We start from the raw sequence: 19062 nt of genomic DNA, 5'->3' as shown, positions 1-19062 counted from the left end.
CTTATGAGAAAAACTGATGTAAGTTTTTAAAGCGTTGGATAACTTTTTCACTTTCTGCTTGGATTGATTCAAGTCTCTGACTTACCTGTTGCAGACTCGACTCCATTAGGCGGGGTAATTCAGGATCAACAAAGCTATGCGGAAGCGCATCATGAAAGTTCGCTTTCACCTTGCGCATATGGTGTTCTGCCTCACTAAGCTGATTTACGGCTTTTTCGCTCTGCGTTAACCACTTTTGGTAGAGCTCTACATCCAAGCCCTCTTGAGTCACTAGGCTAACCAAAATGCCTCGGTTCGCGATATCACGGATAACTAGGTTGTTCGCCGCGTCAACGTCAAATCGTAAACGGCACATGTTGGTGTTTTGATTGACGTAACCATACACATCACCGCTTCCCTCTTTAATGACTCGATCTAACTCATCTTTGGGTACATAAACCCAGCGGCTATCACCTTTTTCTGATTCTGAAACCGACATGTTGCTTTGCAAGACAACCAATTTAACTAAGTTAACGGCTGCGCCAACTTTGTACATCTTGGCTTTAGAGGTATCAAAGCGCATGGTTTCTTTACGCAAAATACCCGTTGCCGCTTCAGACGTTAACGTCATGCGGTAGGCATCTTCAAGTTCATGTTGAACATCAACCAAAGACTCTCGGCAGTACTCAATTTCCTGCTCCGCGTCTTGTTGATCAAATGCATGTTTTAAGGCGAACTCTTGAACCACTTCACGTACCACATCTCGCGATTCAGGACTGTTCCATAGACAATCTTGCAGCAGTAGAAGGTCAAGCGGATTGATTTCATCGCGACCATTAAAAAACGCGCTCGCTTTTAACAACTTCACGGCTTTCTTCCAGCGGCGGTCAGAGACATACATGTCGGTATTGGCCACATCACCAAACTGAGCTTCAACTTTGCTTTCTAACATCGTTTTAAGCTGGAAAAGCTTTTCGAATGCATTGTCGGTTAACGTCAATTTGTCGAGCTGTTGTTGCCATTGATGATATTCTTCATCAGTTATCGCTAGGCCTTCTGGTACTTGTGCCTCTTGCGATGTGCCCACAGTCAACATCGACTTAAAGTTTTGTTTATTCTGAATTCGATTCACAAACACACGCACCAACATGCGGTCGTAGAGCGCATCCAATCCACTATCTTCATCGGGTAATTCATTGGAAGCCGATACCAACAAGCGCATTGGCACACGCTCGATATCGCTGCCATTTTTGAATGTTTTCTCATTAACCACTGTCAGCAATGTGTTAAGAATTGCAGGCCCCGCCTTCCAGATTTCATCCAAAAATACGACTTGTGCAGTTGGCAAATACCCTTTAGTTAAGCGAACATAACGGCCGTTGTCTTTTAGCTCTTGGATACTCAGTGGCCCAAACACCTCTTCAGGGGTTGAGAAGCGCGTCATCAGGTATTCGAAGTAACTGCTGTTATCGAACGCTTGGATGAGTCGTTTGGCAATTAAGCTTTTTGCAATACCAGGGGGGCCTAAAAGAAAAACACTTTCACCAGCAAGTGCAGCAAGAAGGCAGAGCTTGATCGTATGTTCACGCTCATAAACGCCATCCGTTAACGCTTTCGCCAATTTATTGATGCGTTCTGAGAGAAGCGCTTTTTCGGCATTTGAGGCAAATAAGGTTTGTGTCATACGTTCTCCGGCTACTGAAGTGGTATTGCGTTAACATTTTTATACACTTGTTATAACTTTGTTACAAATGTATTTTGTCGAATTCCCCTTATAGCAGATGCTTTTCCCCATCTTGACGAAGCAATCAAAGTTTCCATTTATGAGACATTGCTCACTTAAAGTGCAAACGCTTTCGTCGTGTTGCAGTATTTTTTGCTTTTGTTTCCCACCATTTGTGGTTAATGTCGAAAAACGTCAAAAATGCGGTAACAGCTAGGGTTCATAACTGCATGAGCAAGATAATTCATAAATGGAAGCAAATTTCTCTGATTGAAGAAGACGTTATGCTTCCTACAGGACAGGCAATTACGCACACCACAATCCATCATCCGGGCGCTGCAGTGATTCTCCCTATTACAGCGGAGGGTGAGATTGTCCTTGTCCACCAATTTCGGCCTTCACTTAATAAATGGCTATTGGAACTTCCTACTGGTACCAGGGAAGGCAACGAAGAGCCACTCTGCTGCGCCAAAAGAGAGTTAGAGGAAGAAACTGGGTTTAGTGCAGAGAAATTCACGTCTCTCGGCCAAGTCACCCCTCTTGCCGGATTTTGTGATGAGATACAGTATCTATTTGTTGCCGAAAAGCTCAACAAAACAAACCGTTACGAGTGCGATGAAGACGAAGTGATTGAGGTCGTCACCTTGTCAATCAAGCAACTCGAAGAAAAGATTGTCGATGGCACGATCACCGATGCCAAAACGATCGCTTGCTTAAGCAAAGCGCGCCTTTGCGGATATATTTAGGACTTTGACCAAGGAGACATTCATGGATTTTCGATCAGATACCGTTACACAGCCCACCCAAGCCATGCGAGAAGCCATGTTTAAGGCCCCCGTTGGGGATGATGTTTATGGTGATGACCCTACGGTCAATGAGCTTGAAAAATTTGCTGCGCAGCTTGCTGGTTTCGAAGCAGCTTTGTTTACCACTTCAGGCACTCAAGCCAATCTGCTCGGTTTAATGGCGCATTGCGAGCGGGGAGATGAATATCTATGTGGGCAACAAGCACATAACTACAAATACGAAGCTGGTGGCGCGGCGGTTTTGGGATCAATTCAACCTCAACCAGTCGAAAACAACCCAGATGGCACGCTACCATTTGATAAACTGGCTGCTGCGATTAAACCAGATGATTGTCACTTTGCTCGCACTAAGCTTCTCAGCTTAGAAAACACAATTAATGGTAAAGTACTACCTCTGTCTTACTTAGCAGAAGCACGTGACTTCGTGAATAAACATAACTTGCAGATGCATCTAGATGGCGCTCGCGTTTTTAACGCAGCCGTTGCACTTGATGTTCCGGTAAAAGAGATCGGTCAGTACTTTGATTCAATGACGATCTGTCTGTCGAAAGGTCTGGCTGCCCCTGTTGGCTCGCTACTGCTTGGTAGCAAAGACTACATCGCAAAAGCACGTCGCTTAAGAAAGATGGTCGGCGGTGGTATGCGTCAAGCGGGTATTCTTGCCGCAGCAGGCAAACTTGCCCTTACCGAACAAGTGGAACAGCTAAAACAAGATCACATCAACGCAAAAACCTTAGCGGAAGGTTTAGCAGAACTGCCTGGTTTTTCAGTCAACCCTGAATTTGTTCAAACGAACATCGTGTTCGCGAAGCTTGCTCCTCAAGTGGACATAGTAAGTATCGCTGCGAAACTAAAGGAACAAAACATCACGATAACCCCTGGAAATCCAATTCGTTTTGTAACTCATAAAGATATTTCAGCGAAAGACATCGACACTTTCTTATCAAGTATAAAATCTCTACTTTAATTTGATTTTGATCATTGAGCTTCCCCTAAGGGGAAGCTTTATTGTATCGGCATGATTTTTAGCGAATAGATAACCTCCATGCTCAGATTTGTACTTCTAATCTCTTTTATTTTCTCTTCCGCTATCCATGCCGAGCCGTTTGGTGATGCTGATAAAGGTAAAATCAAATCACCTAGCTGTGTCTATTGTCACGGTGTTACAGGCATCGCAACGAACAACACCTATCCAAGCCTTGCTGGTCAAAATGCTCAGTACCTTTACAATGCAATGAAATCTTATCAAGCCGGTGAGCGTAAAGGGCCACTTGCAGAAATGATGGCAGCACAGTTAAAAATGTTAAATGATGAAGACCTTCGTGATGTCGCTGCTTTTTATGCAGAACAGACAGAAATCAAGTGATTAGATCACCTGTAGATGTACTATGAAAGCTCGTGAATCATCCAAACTCAACGCATATTGAAACATTAACCCAACATTTGACCACAAAACAATCAAATTAACTTCACTTCAAATATTTGATGAATTTATAGTTCAACATAAGCATTAATATTGACTTTTTATTCTATTTTATCGATATTTCATGCTTTATTGAATTTGACGTGAAGTAAGTTATGTCTCACACACATGCGCAACCAGCAGACTCGGTTGCTACCCCTAAGTCGTGGCAGATGCCAGATACCCTCATTTTGATCTTCATTGTTGGTATTCTTGCTGCGATTCTTACCTACTTAATTCCTGCTGGTCATTTTGATAGCCAACAGGTGACCTACATGGTAGACGGTGCAGAAAAAACTCGCACAGTTATCGATCCTTCTTCTTTCTCTTATGCAACCGACGAAAACGGTGAACTGGTTTACAACAAGGTTGGCCTGTTTGCTTCTGGTGGTGGCATTGGTCTGATGAACTTCCCTTTCGAAGGGCTAGTTTCTGGCTCTAAATGGGGCAGCGCAATCGGCGTGATTATGTTCATGTTGGTTATCGGCGGTGCTTTCGGCGTTGTAATGCGCACAGGCACAATCGATAACGGTATCCTGCGCCTTATCGATAAGACCAAAGGTAACGAAGCGCTATTCATTCCAGTGCTATTTTTGCTGTTCTCGCTAGGCGGTGCGGTATTTGGTATGGGTGAAGAAGCCGTAGCGTTTGCGATTATTATCGCGCCGCTTATGGTTCGCATTGGTTATGATGGTATCACTACGGTAATGGTTACCTATGTTGCGACTCAAATTGGCTTTGCTACTTCTTGGATGAACCCTTTCTCCGTCGCTATTGCGCAAGGCATTGCGGGTGTACCTGTTTTATCCGGCATGACAGTACGCATGGGGTTATGGGCTGGCTTTACGTTAATCGGTATCGCTTTCACAATGATCTACGCCGCTCGTGTGAAGTCAAATCCTAAACTTTCTTACAGCCATCGCACAGACCAGTATTTCCGTCAGCAAGAGCTTGGCAATCAAGATTCTCGTTGGAACCTAGGTGACACACTCGTTATCCTTACGGTTATTGCGACCACGGTGTGGGTCGTTTGGGGCGTAGTCGCTAACGCATGGTACATCCCAGAAATCGCGTCTCAATTTTTCACTATGGGCTTTGTTGTCGCGATCATCGGTACGATTTTTCGCCTGAACGGTATGACGCTAAACTGCGCAGCTGATGCATTTAAAGAAGGTGCAGCTATTATGCTTGCACCTGCCCTATTAGTGGGTTGTGCAAAAGGTGTATTGTTGATCCTTGGTGGTGGTACAACTGATGAAGCGAGTGTACTGAATTCAATTCTAAACAGTGTTGGCGGCGTAATTAGCGGGCTTCCTGACGTGGCTGCGGCATGGTTAATGTATGTATTCCAATCTATCTTCAACTTCTTCGTCACTTCGGGCTCTGGACAAGCGGCACTAACGATGCCTCTACTGGCCCCTCTGGCAGACATTGCAGGAGTTACGCGCCAAGTGGCAGTTTTGTCATTCCAACTTGGCGATGGCTTTACTAACGTTATCGTCCCTACTTCGGCATCTCTCATGGCAACGCTTGGTGTCTGCCGTATCGACTGGGGTGACTGGGCAAAATTCTGCTGGCGATTTATTCTATTACTCTTTACCCTATCAAGTATCGTCGTTATCGCAGCTCATATTATGGGTTTTGCGTAAAACGAAACCAATTGGTAATTAAGGCGAGACATGTTCTCGCCTTATTAATATTCATGGTATGACGACGCTAAGGTTTTAGATTAGCTTATGGTTTTGGAGTGGTAACTTTAATGGCAACACAATTTCTCGATGACATGATTCAGGGTCATCAAGTGATTCAATCTCTCAATGTAGCAGACCTAAATTCGGGCGAGCATAAGTTTTGGTTTCGCATCGCAACGAATGCTCTCTCTCAGTGGCAACACCTACCTGTGCTAGTGTTCAAAGGTGAAAAACCTGGCAAGAAGATCATGATTACCGCAGGGGTTCATGGTGATGAGTACAATGGTGTGTTAGCAGCGCAGAAAACTGCTCGAGAGCTCATCGGCACTGAAGTCGCTGGTACTGTCACTATTGTTCCAACCATTAACATGCCAGGTATGCTAAACCACAGCCGCGATTTCTATTCCGCAGACCCTGACGCGTCTCCTGCAAACTTAAACCGCTTTTTTCCTGGTGACCAAAACGGCAATGAGGCCCAACGTTACTTATATGCATTGTGGAATGATTTGCTCAAGCCAAATGCTGATTTAGCCATTGACCTTCACACTCAAACCAGTGGTGCGGCCTATCCACTTTACGTGTTTGCAGATTTCCGAATCGAGCAATCATTAGAAATGGCTCGTCTCATTAATCCTGATGCGATTTTAAATGATCCTGGAGATGCTGGCGTCCTTGAAACGGTTTGGAATAACCATGGTGTCCCAAGCATTACAGTTGAAGTAGGTATGGGGCGATACACCGAGCAAGAACTTATCAGTCGAACTGTAACAGGCATTTTTAATGTGCTGAAAAAGCATAACATTGTTGAAGGTGATATGGACCCTATTACGTCATGCTTGGAAGGAAACGAAATCGTCAGTGTAAAAGCGACACACGGCGGCTTTGTACTGCCTCATGTCAGTTTGATGAATTTTGTCGAGCAAGGCCAACTTCTTGCGATTCAATACGACAGCTTTGGCGCTGAGATTAAACGCTACACCGCCCCAACAAGCGGCACAGTACTTAGCCACAATGTTGAATCTATTCGAGCACCAGGTTCCCTGATCGTTCGTTTGATTAAGTAAACCATAACCGTTTGTTGATAGATCAACCTTTCGACGCTCACTCAAATTTATATAAGCCCCATCACGAGTAATCACAAATGATGGGGCTATATCCATTTTGACCACATTAAGTTACGCGGTAACAAATTACTGTTAAGCGAAATGACAAACTGAGCTCTTAATTAGGAAGCTGCCCCTCTGTCCGCTTTTTCAGCCACGCTGATGAACTTAAAGCTGCCGTTGTTTCTCTTGTTCAACAAAAATGAGCTCGTCGATAGCGAAACCTTTCTCTTTAGCTACGTACTTAAAGCGCTCCACTACTTTCTCATCAACATTAGGAGTTCTAGACAATAGCCACAAGTAGTCGTGGTTGTAACCTGAGACAAACGCATAGTCATAGTTTTCACCTAGCTCAAACACAATGTAAGAAGAATATATTGGCCCAAAAAAGGAAACCTTTAAGTGTCCCACCGTTTCATCTTCAACAAAATAAGCTTTGCCTTCAGCTTCTGACCACTGTCGCTCTTCTTCGGAATATCCACGGTTTATCACCTTGACCCCACCATCCTCACGAACCTGATACTCAGCGGTAACGTTGGATAAGCCTCGCTCAAATGAATGGTCTAGGCGTGCAATCTCATACCACTTACCTAGATATGGCTCTAAATCGAAATTATTCACGGGTTCCACCCCATCCGGCTTCGAGGTACAACCAAATAAAGTTGCAAGTGACAAAAGTAAAAATATTTTTATCGATTTCATACAACACCTAAATTTTAATTAGTGATTGATTTTACTCTAGAAGATAACAAATCGATCACTAAGCCGCACCATCGCCCTCATAGGTACACATCACAATTCTTCATCATCAATAGCGCGCTGAACACCGAAACCTCGTCATCTCTGCAAATCGATAACAAGATTGCTCTATTTTTGACTTACAAGCTGACCATGCTTGTACATTTTGTCAGCATTTAACCCTATGCATATAGAAACTTTGCACAACATAGACATTCGTAGGCATATCACCCTCCTATAATACGTTGCGTTATAGACAGAGGTTATTGTTATGAAATTAAAAACAGTGTCAGTTTGTGCACTTTTGGTGTTACTTGCAGGTTGTCAGCAGGAAAAGCCGAGCGAAACGACACAATTAACGACCTCGGCAAATGTATGTAATGCACAAGGAAACATGCCAGGTGGGTGGAATGAGTTTAACGCGACCCCTGATGCACAAAAGGCAATGGCCTTTGTTTTAAAGAAAATGGACACAATAGCGTCGTTTAAACGAATACTGAATGTTCACGCGCAAATCGTTAGCGGCGTCAACTATGCTATTGAGTTTGAATTGGATGATGGCTCTGTTTGGAACACGATTGTTTATCGCAACCTTGATGGCGAATATGCGATTACCCAATCACCAAAAGAAGGCCACTTTTGCGAACAGTAGCGACTTAGTCAGAAAGCCCCTAACAATAGGGGCTTTTTGATCTAACAGTAGTCACTGAATTAGACAGCGAAGCGACATTGAGATTTAATCGACACCGTTGAACCAAGTCTTGATGGTTCAACATCAATCCTCTGCGCCATTTGCTCTTTCAGCTCAGAAACGTGAGAAATAACACCGATCATGCGCCCAGTCTGTTGCAGGTCCACTAGCGTTTGAATAGCAAGATCTAAAGACTCTGGGTCTAAACTACCGAAGCCCTCATCAATAAATAAAGTGTCTAAACGGATACCGCCACTATAGGATTGCACAACATCCGACAAACCAAGTGCCAGAGCAAGCGCTGCCATAAATGATTCACCGCCGGAAAGTGTCGCAACATCACGCGTTTTTCCTGTGTAGCCATCTTCAACCATTAAATCTAAGCCGCGACCCGCAGCGCCTTTGAAGCCCTCTGTTTTTCGAGCAAGAATATAGCGCCCTTTACTCATAAGGCTTAAGCGTTGAGAGGCCTGAATCAGCACATCATCCAACAGTACACCAAGAACAAAGCGATGTAGGCTAACCCTGCTGCCTGTTTTACCGCTAGCAACGTCGTACAACGTACCAAAGATTTTGTATTCTTCTTCTAACTTACTATTTTTCTCATGCAACACGGCAATATCTTTACGAACCTTTTCAAGGCGTTCAAATATTGAGCGTGTGGTATCAAGTTGATTCCTTACTTCAATATATTGCGCCTGCAGAGTGGTTAGCCTGTCGTTAAACGACTCTAAATTAGGCCTTTCAAGATCTTTTAATGCATGATTTAAATCATGTAGTGTTTGCTCAAGCTTGGTTTGTGCCTGTTTGAAGCTGTCTATTTCTTGCTGCCAGGCTTGAAGTTCATCATCTCCCACTCGACTACTTAGATAATGGCTTTCATCCTCAAATTTACTCGCCTGTAGTGCCTCATTCCACGCTAATTCTGCTTGGCTAAGTTTTTGCTCTGACTCAGATAACCACTGCTTGTTCGTCGCTAAGTGACTTTCCGCATTTGATTTCTCCAATATCGCTTGCTGCAAAGCGTTTTGCGCCTTTTCTAAGCCTGTGTTCAAACTCAGAATTTGCTCGTTTGTCAGCAAAATTTCACGTTCAAGCAAGTCAGCGGAACTGTATTTTGGGTCAATAGAAGCTTGTAATTGAGCCAATTGTTCTTGGTTCGCTTTAACGGTTGATTCATTTGCCGCCATTTGATTCTGCAGCTCATGAATTTTATTTTCACCCACGACGCAGCGTTGATTAAGCTGTTCAACGTTCTTTTCTAGCTTTTCAATATCAATAGCTTGTAGACGTAGGAGTTGAGCATTGATCGCTTGCAAATCATTTTGAACCGTCGAGATCTCAGATGTAGCATACTCACCCAACTCCTCTTTCAACTGGTTACACTGATTCTGATACTGACTAATGACAACGTTATGTTGTTCTAGCTGATTGCTTAGTTGGTTCAACAAGGTTTGAGCTTCTCGCTCTTTCGCTCTAGCCGCCTGAACTTGCTCTTTTGTAACGGCTTCTTCAACAAACGTTGCGGGGTTAGGATGCGTTTCGCTACCACACACCGGGCATGCTTCACCTGCTTTTAGTCGCTGCGCTAATACTGCCGCTTGAGCGTTGTGCCACTTAAGCTCTATCGTATCAGCGGCTTGTTGACACTGCATATAGCGCTGACTGGCTTCGTTTAGTGACTGCTGCTTATCTACAGTTAGCGCATTGAGTTTAGAGAGCTCTAAAGTAAGATCATGCAGCTTTTTTAGATCCTGTAGCAGCCGTTGTTTTTGTTTTATTTCCGCATCGATGCTGCCAATAAGCGCAACATCAACTCGTGCTTTCTCTAGCTCCTTCTGTCCCTGCTGGGCCTGTAACGTTAACTTATCTTTTAGTTCTATGTACTGTTTTAACGTTGCTTCAAATTGTTGTTTTTGTTGATAACCCGCCGTTATTTTACTTTCCAAATTGTCTTTCTCGACCAACTTGTTTTTCGTACTTTCAAGCTGATACTGCAGTTGCGTTAACTGCGGGACCTTTGCCGCGGCCTCTTTTGCACTTTGCTGCAAGTTTTCTTGTTCTCTCGCAACGACATGAGCTTTTTCGAGACTCTCTTTCAAAGCTACGATTTTTTGCCTAAGCTCTTGCGTTTGAGCTTTTGCATTTTGTAATGAGATATAGGGCAACTCTATCTTATTGGCATTTTTAGCGTTTTCTAATTGCTGTTGACGAGCTTTTATCGAATCTGAGTGTTCTAGATGCAGCTTGAGTGCGCTTTCTGCTTGCTCTCGTTTCGAAAACTCTCCATTCAAGGTTTCCGCTTTTTGCAATTCAGATTTAGCAGTATTGAGCTTATCTAACGCTGCTTGCTCATTCTTTTTATCAGACTCTAATTGCTTAGTTACTTGTTCCAGTTGTTGTAATAGTTCTTGTTCAGAACTCGCTTCTGCAACTTGTAAAGCACCTCGAATTTGATTATCAAATTCGCCTTTCGCTTTACTAATTGCACTCGCTTTATCTTTGAGCGCGTACTCAATTTTTTTATATATGTCAGTTTGAAAGAGCTGGCCAAAAATTTCTTCACGCTCTTTAGAGCTAGCAAGCAACAGTTCTCGGAATTTTCCTTGAGGCAACACCATAACTTGACGAAATTGAGTTTCATTCAAGCCAATAATATTGCTAACTTCAGTTTTAACCTGAGTCGTCTTGCTGGTGATAAGCGTTTCAGTCTCACCGAGTTCATAAAGAGCCGCAGTGTGCTTTTTAATCGTCATCCCTTCACCACGGGCCTTGGGCGCTTCCTGCTCAGGGGATCGAACAACTCGGTATTGTTTGCCGTGTAACGAAAATTCGAGAACTACTTCGGTTGGTAAATCTTGCGCGGATAAGTCACACCGCATCTGAATACCTTGTCGCTCATTACCTGTGGTTTCACCATAAAGGGCGAAGCAAATGGCATCTAAGATCGACGTTTTACCTGAGCCTGTAGGACCATTAATCAAAAACAGAGGGTTACGGCCAAGCTTTTCAAAGTCAATGACTTCGGTTTTTGCAAACGGACCAAAGGCTTGCATGGTAAGTTTAATTGGTTTCATCTTTGGTCCCTATTGCTGTGATAATTGCTTAATAATGTCAGTAACAGCTTGCTCTTGCTCTTTAGACAACTGGCTATCTTGCGCCTCAATAAAAAAATCTCGGAACATATCAATTTCGCTTCGCGCCAACTTTGCTTGCGCCATTTCCTGCTCTACCCCAATTAACATGCCAGGTTTCTCAAGGTGTAAAACGTTTGGATACACTGAACGAAGTTTTTCCATTGGGTTTAAAATCGCATGTTTATCCATCAAACGAACTAACAAATAATCTTCATTCTTAGGGTCTGTTTTGCCTTGATCAATAACTTTATCCAGCTCGCCCTCTACAATGCGCATTTCATGAGGAGCCGTAAGATCAATATGCTCTGCAGAAACAAATCCTTTCTTGTCCAGTTCAACTAACGTGAAACCTTTTCTCTGGTTCTGTTCACCAAAGCTATACTTCATGAGTGAGCCAGAGTAGCGGATATGCTCTGCGCCTTTCTTTTGAGGCTGATGCAAATGACCAAGTGCGACGTAGTCAAAATCTAAGAAGTGTTCATGACTCACGCGATCAGAGCCACCAATAGATAATGGTCGTTCAGAGTCTGACTCGATGGCCCCATCAACAAAACAATGACTCACGAGCACGCGCTTTTGCGTAGAGATAAAGCGCTCTTTAATTTGCTCAACAAGCAATTGATGAGCCTCATCATGAGTGGATACCGAGGCTTTGTAGGCAAACCTGACCTGTTCAGGGTCGTTATAAGGCATACCATAAAACGCGACCTCATCCGCAGAGTCCGTTTTTATGATGATGGGAGTGAGCATATCTTCAAAGTTGCTAACAATATGGAGACCTGCATTTTTCATTTGCTCTGAGCCGAAACCTAACCTTTCTGCACCATCATGGTTGCCAGATATCAATATCATTGGTGTTTCTAACTCGGTACAAATGCGTTTCACGACTCGATTTAACAGTTCTATTGCAACCGTTGGTGGCACCGAACGGTCATAGATATCTCCCGCCACTACAACTGCATCGACGGGGTTGCGTTCAATATAGTTAATCAGTTGTTCGAGTACTGCTTGTTGATCTTCGAGTAGTGATACGTTGTGGAATTGTCGACCAAGATGCCAATCTGAGGTGTGGATAAACTTCATTCGAATTCACTTTCCGCCAATTCTATGAGTAGGCTTGCTTCTGTCAGAGTCCATGTACCGTTTATAAAAAGGAATGCGTCACGGGTGGGATCTCGAACAAGCCAAAACTCAAGTTATTTTATTTCGGTAAGGATATCTTGAGTCGAACAGCTTTTCATGTGGTTTGTGTTCTAGGGCTGGCTATTTAATCAGAAAGCGAGAAGAACACTGTAAAAACGCGGTGAGCAAAGCTATTTTGAAAAGCAAGCTGCGCCTAGTCATTGTCCAAACATCATTAAAGGGCCAGTTTCGAGTCAATCCCCCATAACATTTGCATCACTAAAACCTCAGCTACTACTAGAAGGAAAAGCAATAGCCAGACCTATTCACTACGCCAATTGTATATTACTCCTACCGCATAGCCATCTGACTCGATGTCCGCTTGCAACACGTGAAAGTCTGGGCAGGGGCTGCTTCTTTGAAGCTCATCAATCACTAACGCTTTTAAAACGCCGCCACATGCACCCAATCCGCCAAGTTTGATATCAACAAATTGATACTGAGTTTGATCGGTCACCCACGGAGACAAGAATTGCATTGAGTTTAACCATTGCGGTTCTTCCTTATTAACGGATAAATACAATTGACTGAGTGGATGTTCACAACTTACTCCTAATTGCTTAAACACCTTGTCCACGGCGATGCGTTGTTGTTTGGCATCTAAGTCAATTCGAACAACATCAGGCACAAGACCTGAATGTCGAAAAAAACACTTGGTTAAAATGATAGAGCTTTGAGGTTTGACATGCCCTTCTACATCACTCGTAACCTCTATAGCCAGTATCCAAGTCGCTTGCGTTTCATTAACTTCACGATTTATCCGATTTAGTGCCATCAAAAATGCAGCTTGGCCATAAGGATAAAAGTAAATTTCAGTATTGACAGTTTGGTCAACGAAAATAGAAAGCTCGCTTATCAATGCTTTAAGCAAGCTTTTGTCTACCGAAGAGGGTAAAAGAACACAGAGATTCCCTTTGATATCAGCTTGCTCAAGACTCTCGCGCTCAGAGCGCACGAGGCTTAATATATGCTCATCTATTGATTGAGCAAAGTCAGGGGGTCGGATTTCCTCGGACAATCTAAAAGAATCATCAGCTATCTCGCGAACGGTGTGTGAACGGCCATTAAAGGATAGAAGATGCGTTTGAAATGCGAGTGGCATCTAGCCTCCGATTAAAACCGTAGGCATACCAGATAGAATTTTGCCACCATGAGACGTTGAATCGCCGACTCTCGCGGCTGGTTTACCGTTGATTGTTACGCTAGAAGAACCTGCTGAGATACTATCCGGAGGACCGATACAAATAAGCTTGTCGCCTTGTCTTGCCGCAGGTATCCCGCCAATCGTTACGTTTGGTGAACCAACAACGACGGGACCACCGACATGCGGTATCTTTCCTGTTTTTTTAGGGCAAAGATGAAAGCTGCCCAAAATTGCGGCTGGTTTACCCACTTTAAATCACCTTAGTTCAATGAAATTTGCCCAGCTTTAAGAGCAATAGCTGAGCCGTTAATGGATATTTTATTACCTTTGATATTGATTTCTCCAGAGCTAGACATCTGAATAGAAGCACCACCTACTTTGATCTCGACGCTCTTTCCTGCATTAAAAGACAGCACTTCACCCGTTTCATTCGAAAAGTTTTTACCTACTTTCAAGCTCGCGTTCTGACCAACCTCTTGATTAACATCATTGGTCACTTTTTCGGTTTTACTGTTTTCAACGGCGATATCAACACAGTCTTCAACTAGCATTTGGAACAGTTTTTCAGCATGAAGATAAATGTGCTCTTCACCAGGCTTATCATCGAAGCGCAACTCATTAAAATTGGATGTACCTTTTTGTACAGAGCGTGATTTATAACCACTCTGAGAACTTTGCTCTGGTAAAGCGTAAGGAGGGAGTTGACTACCGTTATATAGTGACCCCGTAACGATTGGTTGATCAGGGTCTCCGTTGACAAACTCGACGATGACCTCTTGTCCGACTCTAGGGTGAAACACCGACCCCCATCCGTTACCTGCGATATTTTGCGCAACACGAATCCAACATGAACTATTTACATCGTATTTACCAACACGGTCCCAGTGAAACTGAACTTTGATACGGCCATGTTTGTCTATGTAAATTTCACCATCTTTGTTCCCCGTAACTATTGCAGTTTGTAAACCTTTCATCTGAGGTTTCGGATAGTTAACTGAAGGACGAAGGATTGTCTTTGAGTCAACACAACTAAACGAGACTTTGACACCTTGCGCACCGGTGCCACCTTGACCAGTCTGGTTATAAACAGCAGCAGACAAAAAAACAGAAGACAGTACATATTCTTTGCCAACTCGAGATTTATCTTCATGTTTTTTAAACTTGAAGCACTTGCCTACGCTGAATGTTCTGCACGTAGCCTCGCCACGACACAAATATGCATTTTGCTGTAGTGCTTCTATTGCATGCGTGTTTCTCAGTGCGTATTGATCATTGCTCTCCATTTCACCCATGTATTCAAAATACTCGCTTTCAGGCACTGTAAAAAAATCACTTTCACCCTTTGCAGTATTTTTAGGATTCGAAGAAGGCTTGAGCATGTTATAGCCTGACTTTTGACTCGCTTTAGTAGTCAGAATTTGCGTTTCATGCCAAGAAGAAATGTGGCTAGATTTCGCCGTACCTGTATCAAAATCGACTAAAAACTCAGTACCCGGCTTATAAAAACTGATGTCATCAAAAATATTGAGCGTATGGGCAGACTTAGTATGTGTAAAACAAAATGATAGCCCCTCTTCCGATAACAGACGTCGAACAAATTCAAGATCTGATTCTTCATATTGTACTTTGTACGTGTATTTAGGATAGGACTTGGTTAGCTCAAAACTAAAGGCAACACTATGCTCCGATAGTACTTCAGAGATAATTTCCTTTATATCTTTATGCTGAAATATTCTGCAATTTTTTCGATATTCAGCGAAACGTAATTTAGGCTCTATTAATAATTCTATGTTTTTATAATTTTCGCCTTTATGTGTATTAGAAACCCTTTTCCCTTCTAATCTTGCAGCAGAAACGTAACCATGCATATAACGAGGATTTGATGAAACATCCTCATTATTTTCAAGGGTAATGGTAACTTCCTTACCAATAATTTCGTTTAACTCACTTCGTTGATCATTAAAGTAAGCTTTAGCACGCAATGAAAAAAGTTCTGAGATCTCTTCTTTATACTCAAACGAGTTTAGTATGATGGCATCTTTACCGAATGGGGAAGAAATTCGGATGAAATTGTTATCTTGAGTTGCTCTTTTCATTAAATACTTCTTTCAAAAAAATGCGGAGGAATACTCCCCCGCATGAAAATTACATTTGTTGACCTTTAACACCGCTGTAGCCGTATACCAATGGAGCAGAAGTGTTGTTCTTATCGTCAGTAGGAGTCACTGTCATCATCATTTCTGTGTAAGAAATTGTGATAGTTTCAACTGGACGATCGTCTTGGATAGAAACTGAGTAGTTAGAAATCATCGCATCAGTCAGTTCGATCTTCATGATCTCTTCAACCTTCTCACCCTGCTTAGTAATATGGAAAACCGCTGGTTTACCTTTACCAATCGTCGCTTCTTTAAATAAGTCAGGAGAAGAACGGTCTTGAAGTTTAGTGATAGTCAAATCATATAGACGAGTAGCGCTCGCTTCACGGTCCATCGCTGTACCAGTGTATGATGAGATCTCACGACCTACACTCCAATCTACAGATAGTAGTGTAATCAAATCTTTGTATTGCTCGGCTGTTGCCTCACCCTTAATATCTGCGTATTTAAGATACGTATTAGACTGCATGCTAATCTCCTATAGCATTATTAATTGACATATATCGTAGTAATTTAATTATCTGACGTTTGGTGATAATTAGTGATTAATGTATCAAAAACTTCATTTTAAATACGCCCTGTTATATCTTTAAATAAGATTTAATTTAAGCGTTTTTTATAAAAAATAATAGTTAATATGAACCAACTCCCAATTATTATTGAGAGTGTAAAGGATGTTAAACTATTGAGACATCAAGTCCACTAGTTGTACCTTTAACAATAATTTCATCAAACGTCTTATCATTAAGAATTGCATGCAATATTTCATGAGAAATCTTCGGAAGCAATGTATTTTCTATGGTTGTTTGTACCACACGCGCACCACTCCCAGACTCATTGCTATTGTCTACAATATCATTAATTAGTTCCTCATCAAAAAACAGATCAGCGTTATAGTGCTTACGAATACGAGTCGTAATTTTATCCAACTTTAGTTTTGTTATTTCTATCAATACTTTTCTTGATAGAGGCAAATAAGGTAATACATTCACACGCCCTAAAAATGCTGGTTTAAAGTCAACCAACAAATCATCGCGTAAAGCATCTTTTAGTGCTGACGGCTCAGGCGCTAAATCAGGATCAGAATACAAAGACATCGTCGTTTCGGTCCCTGTGTTCGCGGTCATAATAATAATAGTGTTTTTAAAGTCTATATCTCGACCTTCACCGTCTTTAATTGAGCCTTTATCAAATACCTGATAAAAAATATCTTGAACACCAGGGTGCGCTTTTTCCATTTCATCGAGGAGAATTACACTATAAGGTTTACGTCTAACAGCTTCAGTCAGTACACCTCCTTCTCCATAACCGACATAACCAGGAGGAGAACCTAATAGCAATGAGACTTTATGCTCTTCCTTAAATTCCGACATATTGATAGTCGTGACATTTTCTTCACTACCATACACTTTCTCTGCAATCGCCAAAGCCGATTCGGTTTTACCCACTCCGCTTGGTCCGGTTAGGAGAAATACACCATTTGGTCGTGTCTCATCCGTGAGCTGCGCACTCGCAGTTTTTATCACTTCAGACATGAGCTCTAAAGCGTGATCCTGCCCGACAACTCGCTTGCACAAACTTTCTTTCAAACCCAATACTGCTTGGATTTCATCATCCTGAAGTTTACCCAGCGGTATACCGGTCCAATCCGAAATAACTTCTGCGATTAGCGCTTCATTTACATGCGAAAAAACTAAGGGCTGTGAGTTAGCGGAGAGGTTATTTTCAAGCTCTTGTAACTTGTCTCTCGCAGTCTCAGAACCCTCCTGGATTATTTGGGTTCTAAGTGACTTAGCTTCACTTACCCATTCTTTTTCTTTTTCCCAAAGTACTTCTAATTCAATAATGTCATTAGATAGCGCATCAATCTCTTTTCGGACACTTTGCAGCTGCACATCAAGAGATGCTCCTAGCTGATTCTCTTGGCTAAGATGCTCATACTCAGCTTGCTTTGCTTTAAGTTTATTTCTTTTCGCATCTAGACCTCCCGGTGTAGATGACTGACTTAACGCAACTCGAGAGCAGGCCGTATCCAAAACAGAAACCGCTTTATCTGGCAGTTGACGACCATTAATGTATCGAGCTGAGAGTTGGACCGCTGCATTGAGAGCTTGGTTAGTGATATGAACATCGTGGTGTTGTGCCATTACATCAAGTAAGCCTCGTAACATTTCGATCGCGAGTTCAGGGGCAGGCTCATCAACCTTTACGACTTGAAAACGCCTAGTTAAAGCTGCATCTTTTTCAAAATACTTTTTATACTCTGCCCACGTTGTTGCTGCGATCGTTCTGAGTTCACCTCTCGCTAATGCTGGCTTCAGAATATTCGCCGCATCACCTTGGCCCGCTTGCCCACCACCGCCAATTAGGCCATGAGCTTCATCAATGAACAATATAATAGGCTGTGGAGCGTCGTTTACTTCCTTAACAAGGTTCTTAAGCCTGTTTTCAAACTCACCTTTCATGCCTGCGCCGGCTTGCAGTAACGCCAAATCCAGAGACTTAATTGCCACATTTTGCAAAGCGGGAGGTACATCGCCATCAATGATCTTTTGCGCCAAACCTTCAACAACGGCTGTTTTTCCAACACCAGCTTCTCCCGTAAGAATCGGGTTGTTTTGTCGGCGTCTTAATAAAATATCGATCATTAGGCGAATTTCATTATCTCTACCAATCACCGGATCTATTTTACCTTCCCTAGCTTGCTCAGTAAGGTCTGTTGTAAATTGATTCAAGGCGGAATTCGCGTTTGACTGCGCTAAGTCATTCGATCTTGATTGAGGCGCATTACTTTCTTTAAAGTTCAATAAGCGAGATGGTTCTATCTTGTTTAGTTCAGGACTAATCGAACCAGCCATGTTGACTAACGTATCATCAGACAAGTAGGCAAATAAAAGATGGATGCACCCCAACTGTTCTTGATTGAATTCAATGGTTGCAGATAACAAGGCATTTTGCATAACAGTCACCGTATGAGCTGATAGCCCAGGCACCGACTGGCATCCTGTTTTGTATTTTTCTAATGCCTTTTGAATATCGGTTTCAACCTTGATTTTATCGACATCAAATTCGTCAAAAACTTCAGAGTAAATATCGTCAGGATGGCGGATAATCATCATTAACCAGTGAGACATTTCAATACTGTGATGAGTTCGGGAGCTTGCCATAGCAGCTGCCTGTTCAAGCGTTTCCTTAGCCTGAGGAGACAATCTTTCGACCAACGCTGAAAGTGAGAGTGAAGCCATTACAT

At 42.6% G+C, this 19062-nt stretch carries 15 protein-coding genes; 6 read left to right on the top strand and 9 right to left on the bottom strand.

What is annotated here, in order from left to right; translation table 11 throughout:
- Nucleotide 1 precedes the first annotated feature (1 nt).
- Nucleotides 2–1663 carry an ATPase RavA domain-containing protein gene (locus R7P35_RS03450; RefSeq protein WP_053303672.1) on the bottom strand — a complete coding sequence of 554 codons (1662 nt, stop codon included), beginning with the start codon at nucleotides 1661–1663 and terminating at the stop codon, nucleotides 2–4.
- 269 nt (nucleotides 1664–1932) lie between these two features.
- On the opposite strand from R7P35_RS03450, the gene R7P35_RS03445 reads away from it, so the two are divergent.
- The 5 genes from R7P35_RS03445 (at nucleotide 1933) to R7P35_RS03425 (ending at nucleotide 6725) form a co-directional block, all read left to right on the top strand.
- Nucleotides 1933–2448, top strand: a complete 516-nt coding sequence (locus tag R7P35_RS03445; RefSeq protein ID WP_318091672.1) for an NUDIX hydrolase — start codon at nucleotides 1933–1935, stop codon at nucleotides 2446–2448.
- 22 nt (nucleotides 2449–2470) lie between these two features.
- Entirely contained in the window at nucleotides 2471–3475 is a 1005-nt protein-coding gene (ltaE, locus tag R7P35_RS03440) for a low-specificity L-threonine aldolase (protein WP_042520986.1), read from the top strand.
- A gap of 78 nt (nucleotides 3476–3553) precedes the next feature.
- Nucleotides 3554–3874: a c-type cytochrome gene (locus tag R7P35_RS03435; RefSeq protein ID WP_017633643.1), complete on the top strand. Its 321-nt coding sequence runs from the start codon at nucleotides 3554–3556 to the stop codon at nucleotides 3872–3874.
- Nucleotides 3875–4086: 212 nt separating this feature from the next.
- On the top strand, nucleotides 4087–5619 hold the full coding sequence (gene yfcC / locus R7P35_RS03430; RefSeq protein WP_318091671.1) for a putative basic amino acid antiporter YfcC: 1533 nt from the start codon (nucleotides 4087–4089) through the stop codon (nucleotides 5617–5619).
- 110 nt (nucleotides 5620–5729) lie between these two features.
- Nucleotides 5730–6725, top strand: coding sequence for a succinylglutamate desuccinylase/aspartoacylase family protein (locus R7P35_RS03425; RefSeq protein ID WP_053303674.1), 996 nt, complete (start codon nucleotides 5730–5732; stop codon nucleotides 6723–6725).
- Between the two features lie 207 nt (nucleotides 6726–6932).
- Here R7P35_RS03425 and R7P35_RS03420 read toward each other — a convergent pair whose 3' ends face one another.
- A complete protein-coding gene (locus tag R7P35_RS03420; protein ID WP_025767720.1) occupies nucleotides 6933–7466 on the bottom strand; it encodes a lipocalin family protein in 534 nt (177 codons plus the stop codon).
- 307 nt (nucleotides 7467–7773) lie between these two features.
- Here R7P35_RS03420 and R7P35_RS03415 point away from each other — a divergent pair, with 307 nt between their 5' ends.
- The gene (locus tag R7P35_RS03415) at nucleotides 7774–8154 is read left to right on the top strand and encodes a cystatin domain-containing protein (RefSeq protein ID WP_213904512.1); all 381 of its coding nucleotides are present in this window, start codon (nucleotides 7774–7776) and stop codon (nucleotides 8152–8154) included.
- Between the two features lie 59 nt (nucleotides 8155–8213).
- Here R7P35_RS03415 and R7P35_RS03410 read toward each other — a convergent pair whose 3' ends face one another.
- The 7 genes from R7P35_RS03410 to tssH all read right to left on the bottom strand — a co-directional run bounded on the left by R7P35_RS03410 (nucleotide 8214) and on the right by tssH (nucleotide 19057).
- Complete coding sequence (locus R7P35_RS03410) at nucleotides 8214–11270, bottom strand: AAA family ATPase (protein ID WP_258458355.1); 3057 nt, start codon at nucleotides 11268–11270, stop codon at nucleotides 8214–8216.
- Between the two features lie 9 nt (nucleotides 11271–11279).
- Nucleotides 11280–12413 (bottom strand): exonuclease SbcCD subunit D, encoded by a 1134-nt coding sequence (locus tag R7P35_RS03405; RefSeq protein WP_025767717.1) that lies wholly within the window; start codon nucleotides 12411–12413, stop codon nucleotides 11280–11282.
- A 361-nt stretch (nucleotides 12414–12774) separates the two neighbouring features.
- Nucleotides 12775–13614, bottom strand: coding sequence for a hypothetical protein (locus tag R7P35_RS03400; RefSeq protein ID WP_025767716.1), 840 nt, complete (start codon nucleotides 13612–13614; stop codon nucleotides 12775–12777).
- Complete coding sequence (locus R7P35_RS03395) at nucleotides 13615–13905, bottom strand: PAAR domain-containing protein (protein ID WP_005375969.1); 291 nt, start codon at nucleotides 13903–13905, stop codon at nucleotides 13615–13617. It lies immediately after the preceding gene.
- A gap of 11 nt (nucleotides 13906–13916) precedes the next feature.
- Complete coding sequence (gene tssI, locus R7P35_RS03390) at nucleotides 13917–15752, bottom strand: type VI secretion system tip protein TssI/VgrG (RefSeq protein ID WP_017820211.1); 1836 nt, start codon at nucleotides 15750–15752, stop codon at nucleotides 13917–13919.
- Nucleotides 15753–15801: 49 nt separating this feature from the next.
- Nucleotides 15802–16281, bottom strand: coding sequence for an Hcp family type VI secretion system effector (locus R7P35_RS03385; protein WP_005375967.1), 480 nt, complete (start codon nucleotides 16279–16281; stop codon nucleotides 15802–15804).
- A gap of 208 nt (nucleotides 16282–16489) precedes the next feature.
- Nucleotides 16490–19057, bottom strand: coding sequence for a type VI secretion system ATPase TssH (tssH, locus tag R7P35_RS03380; protein ID WP_258458356.1), 2568 nt, complete (start codon nucleotides 19055–19057; stop codon nucleotides 16490–16492).
- Nucleotides 19058–19062: the final 5 nt, after the last annotated feature.

This window comes from Vibrio sp. Vb0304 (assembly GCF_033338995.1).
GTDB classification, from domain to species: Bacteria; Pseudomonadota; Gammaproteobacteria; order Enterobacterales; family Vibrionaceae; genus Vibrio; species Vibrio alginolyticus.
This window is presented reverse-complemented; position numbering and strand designations above follow the sequence as displayed.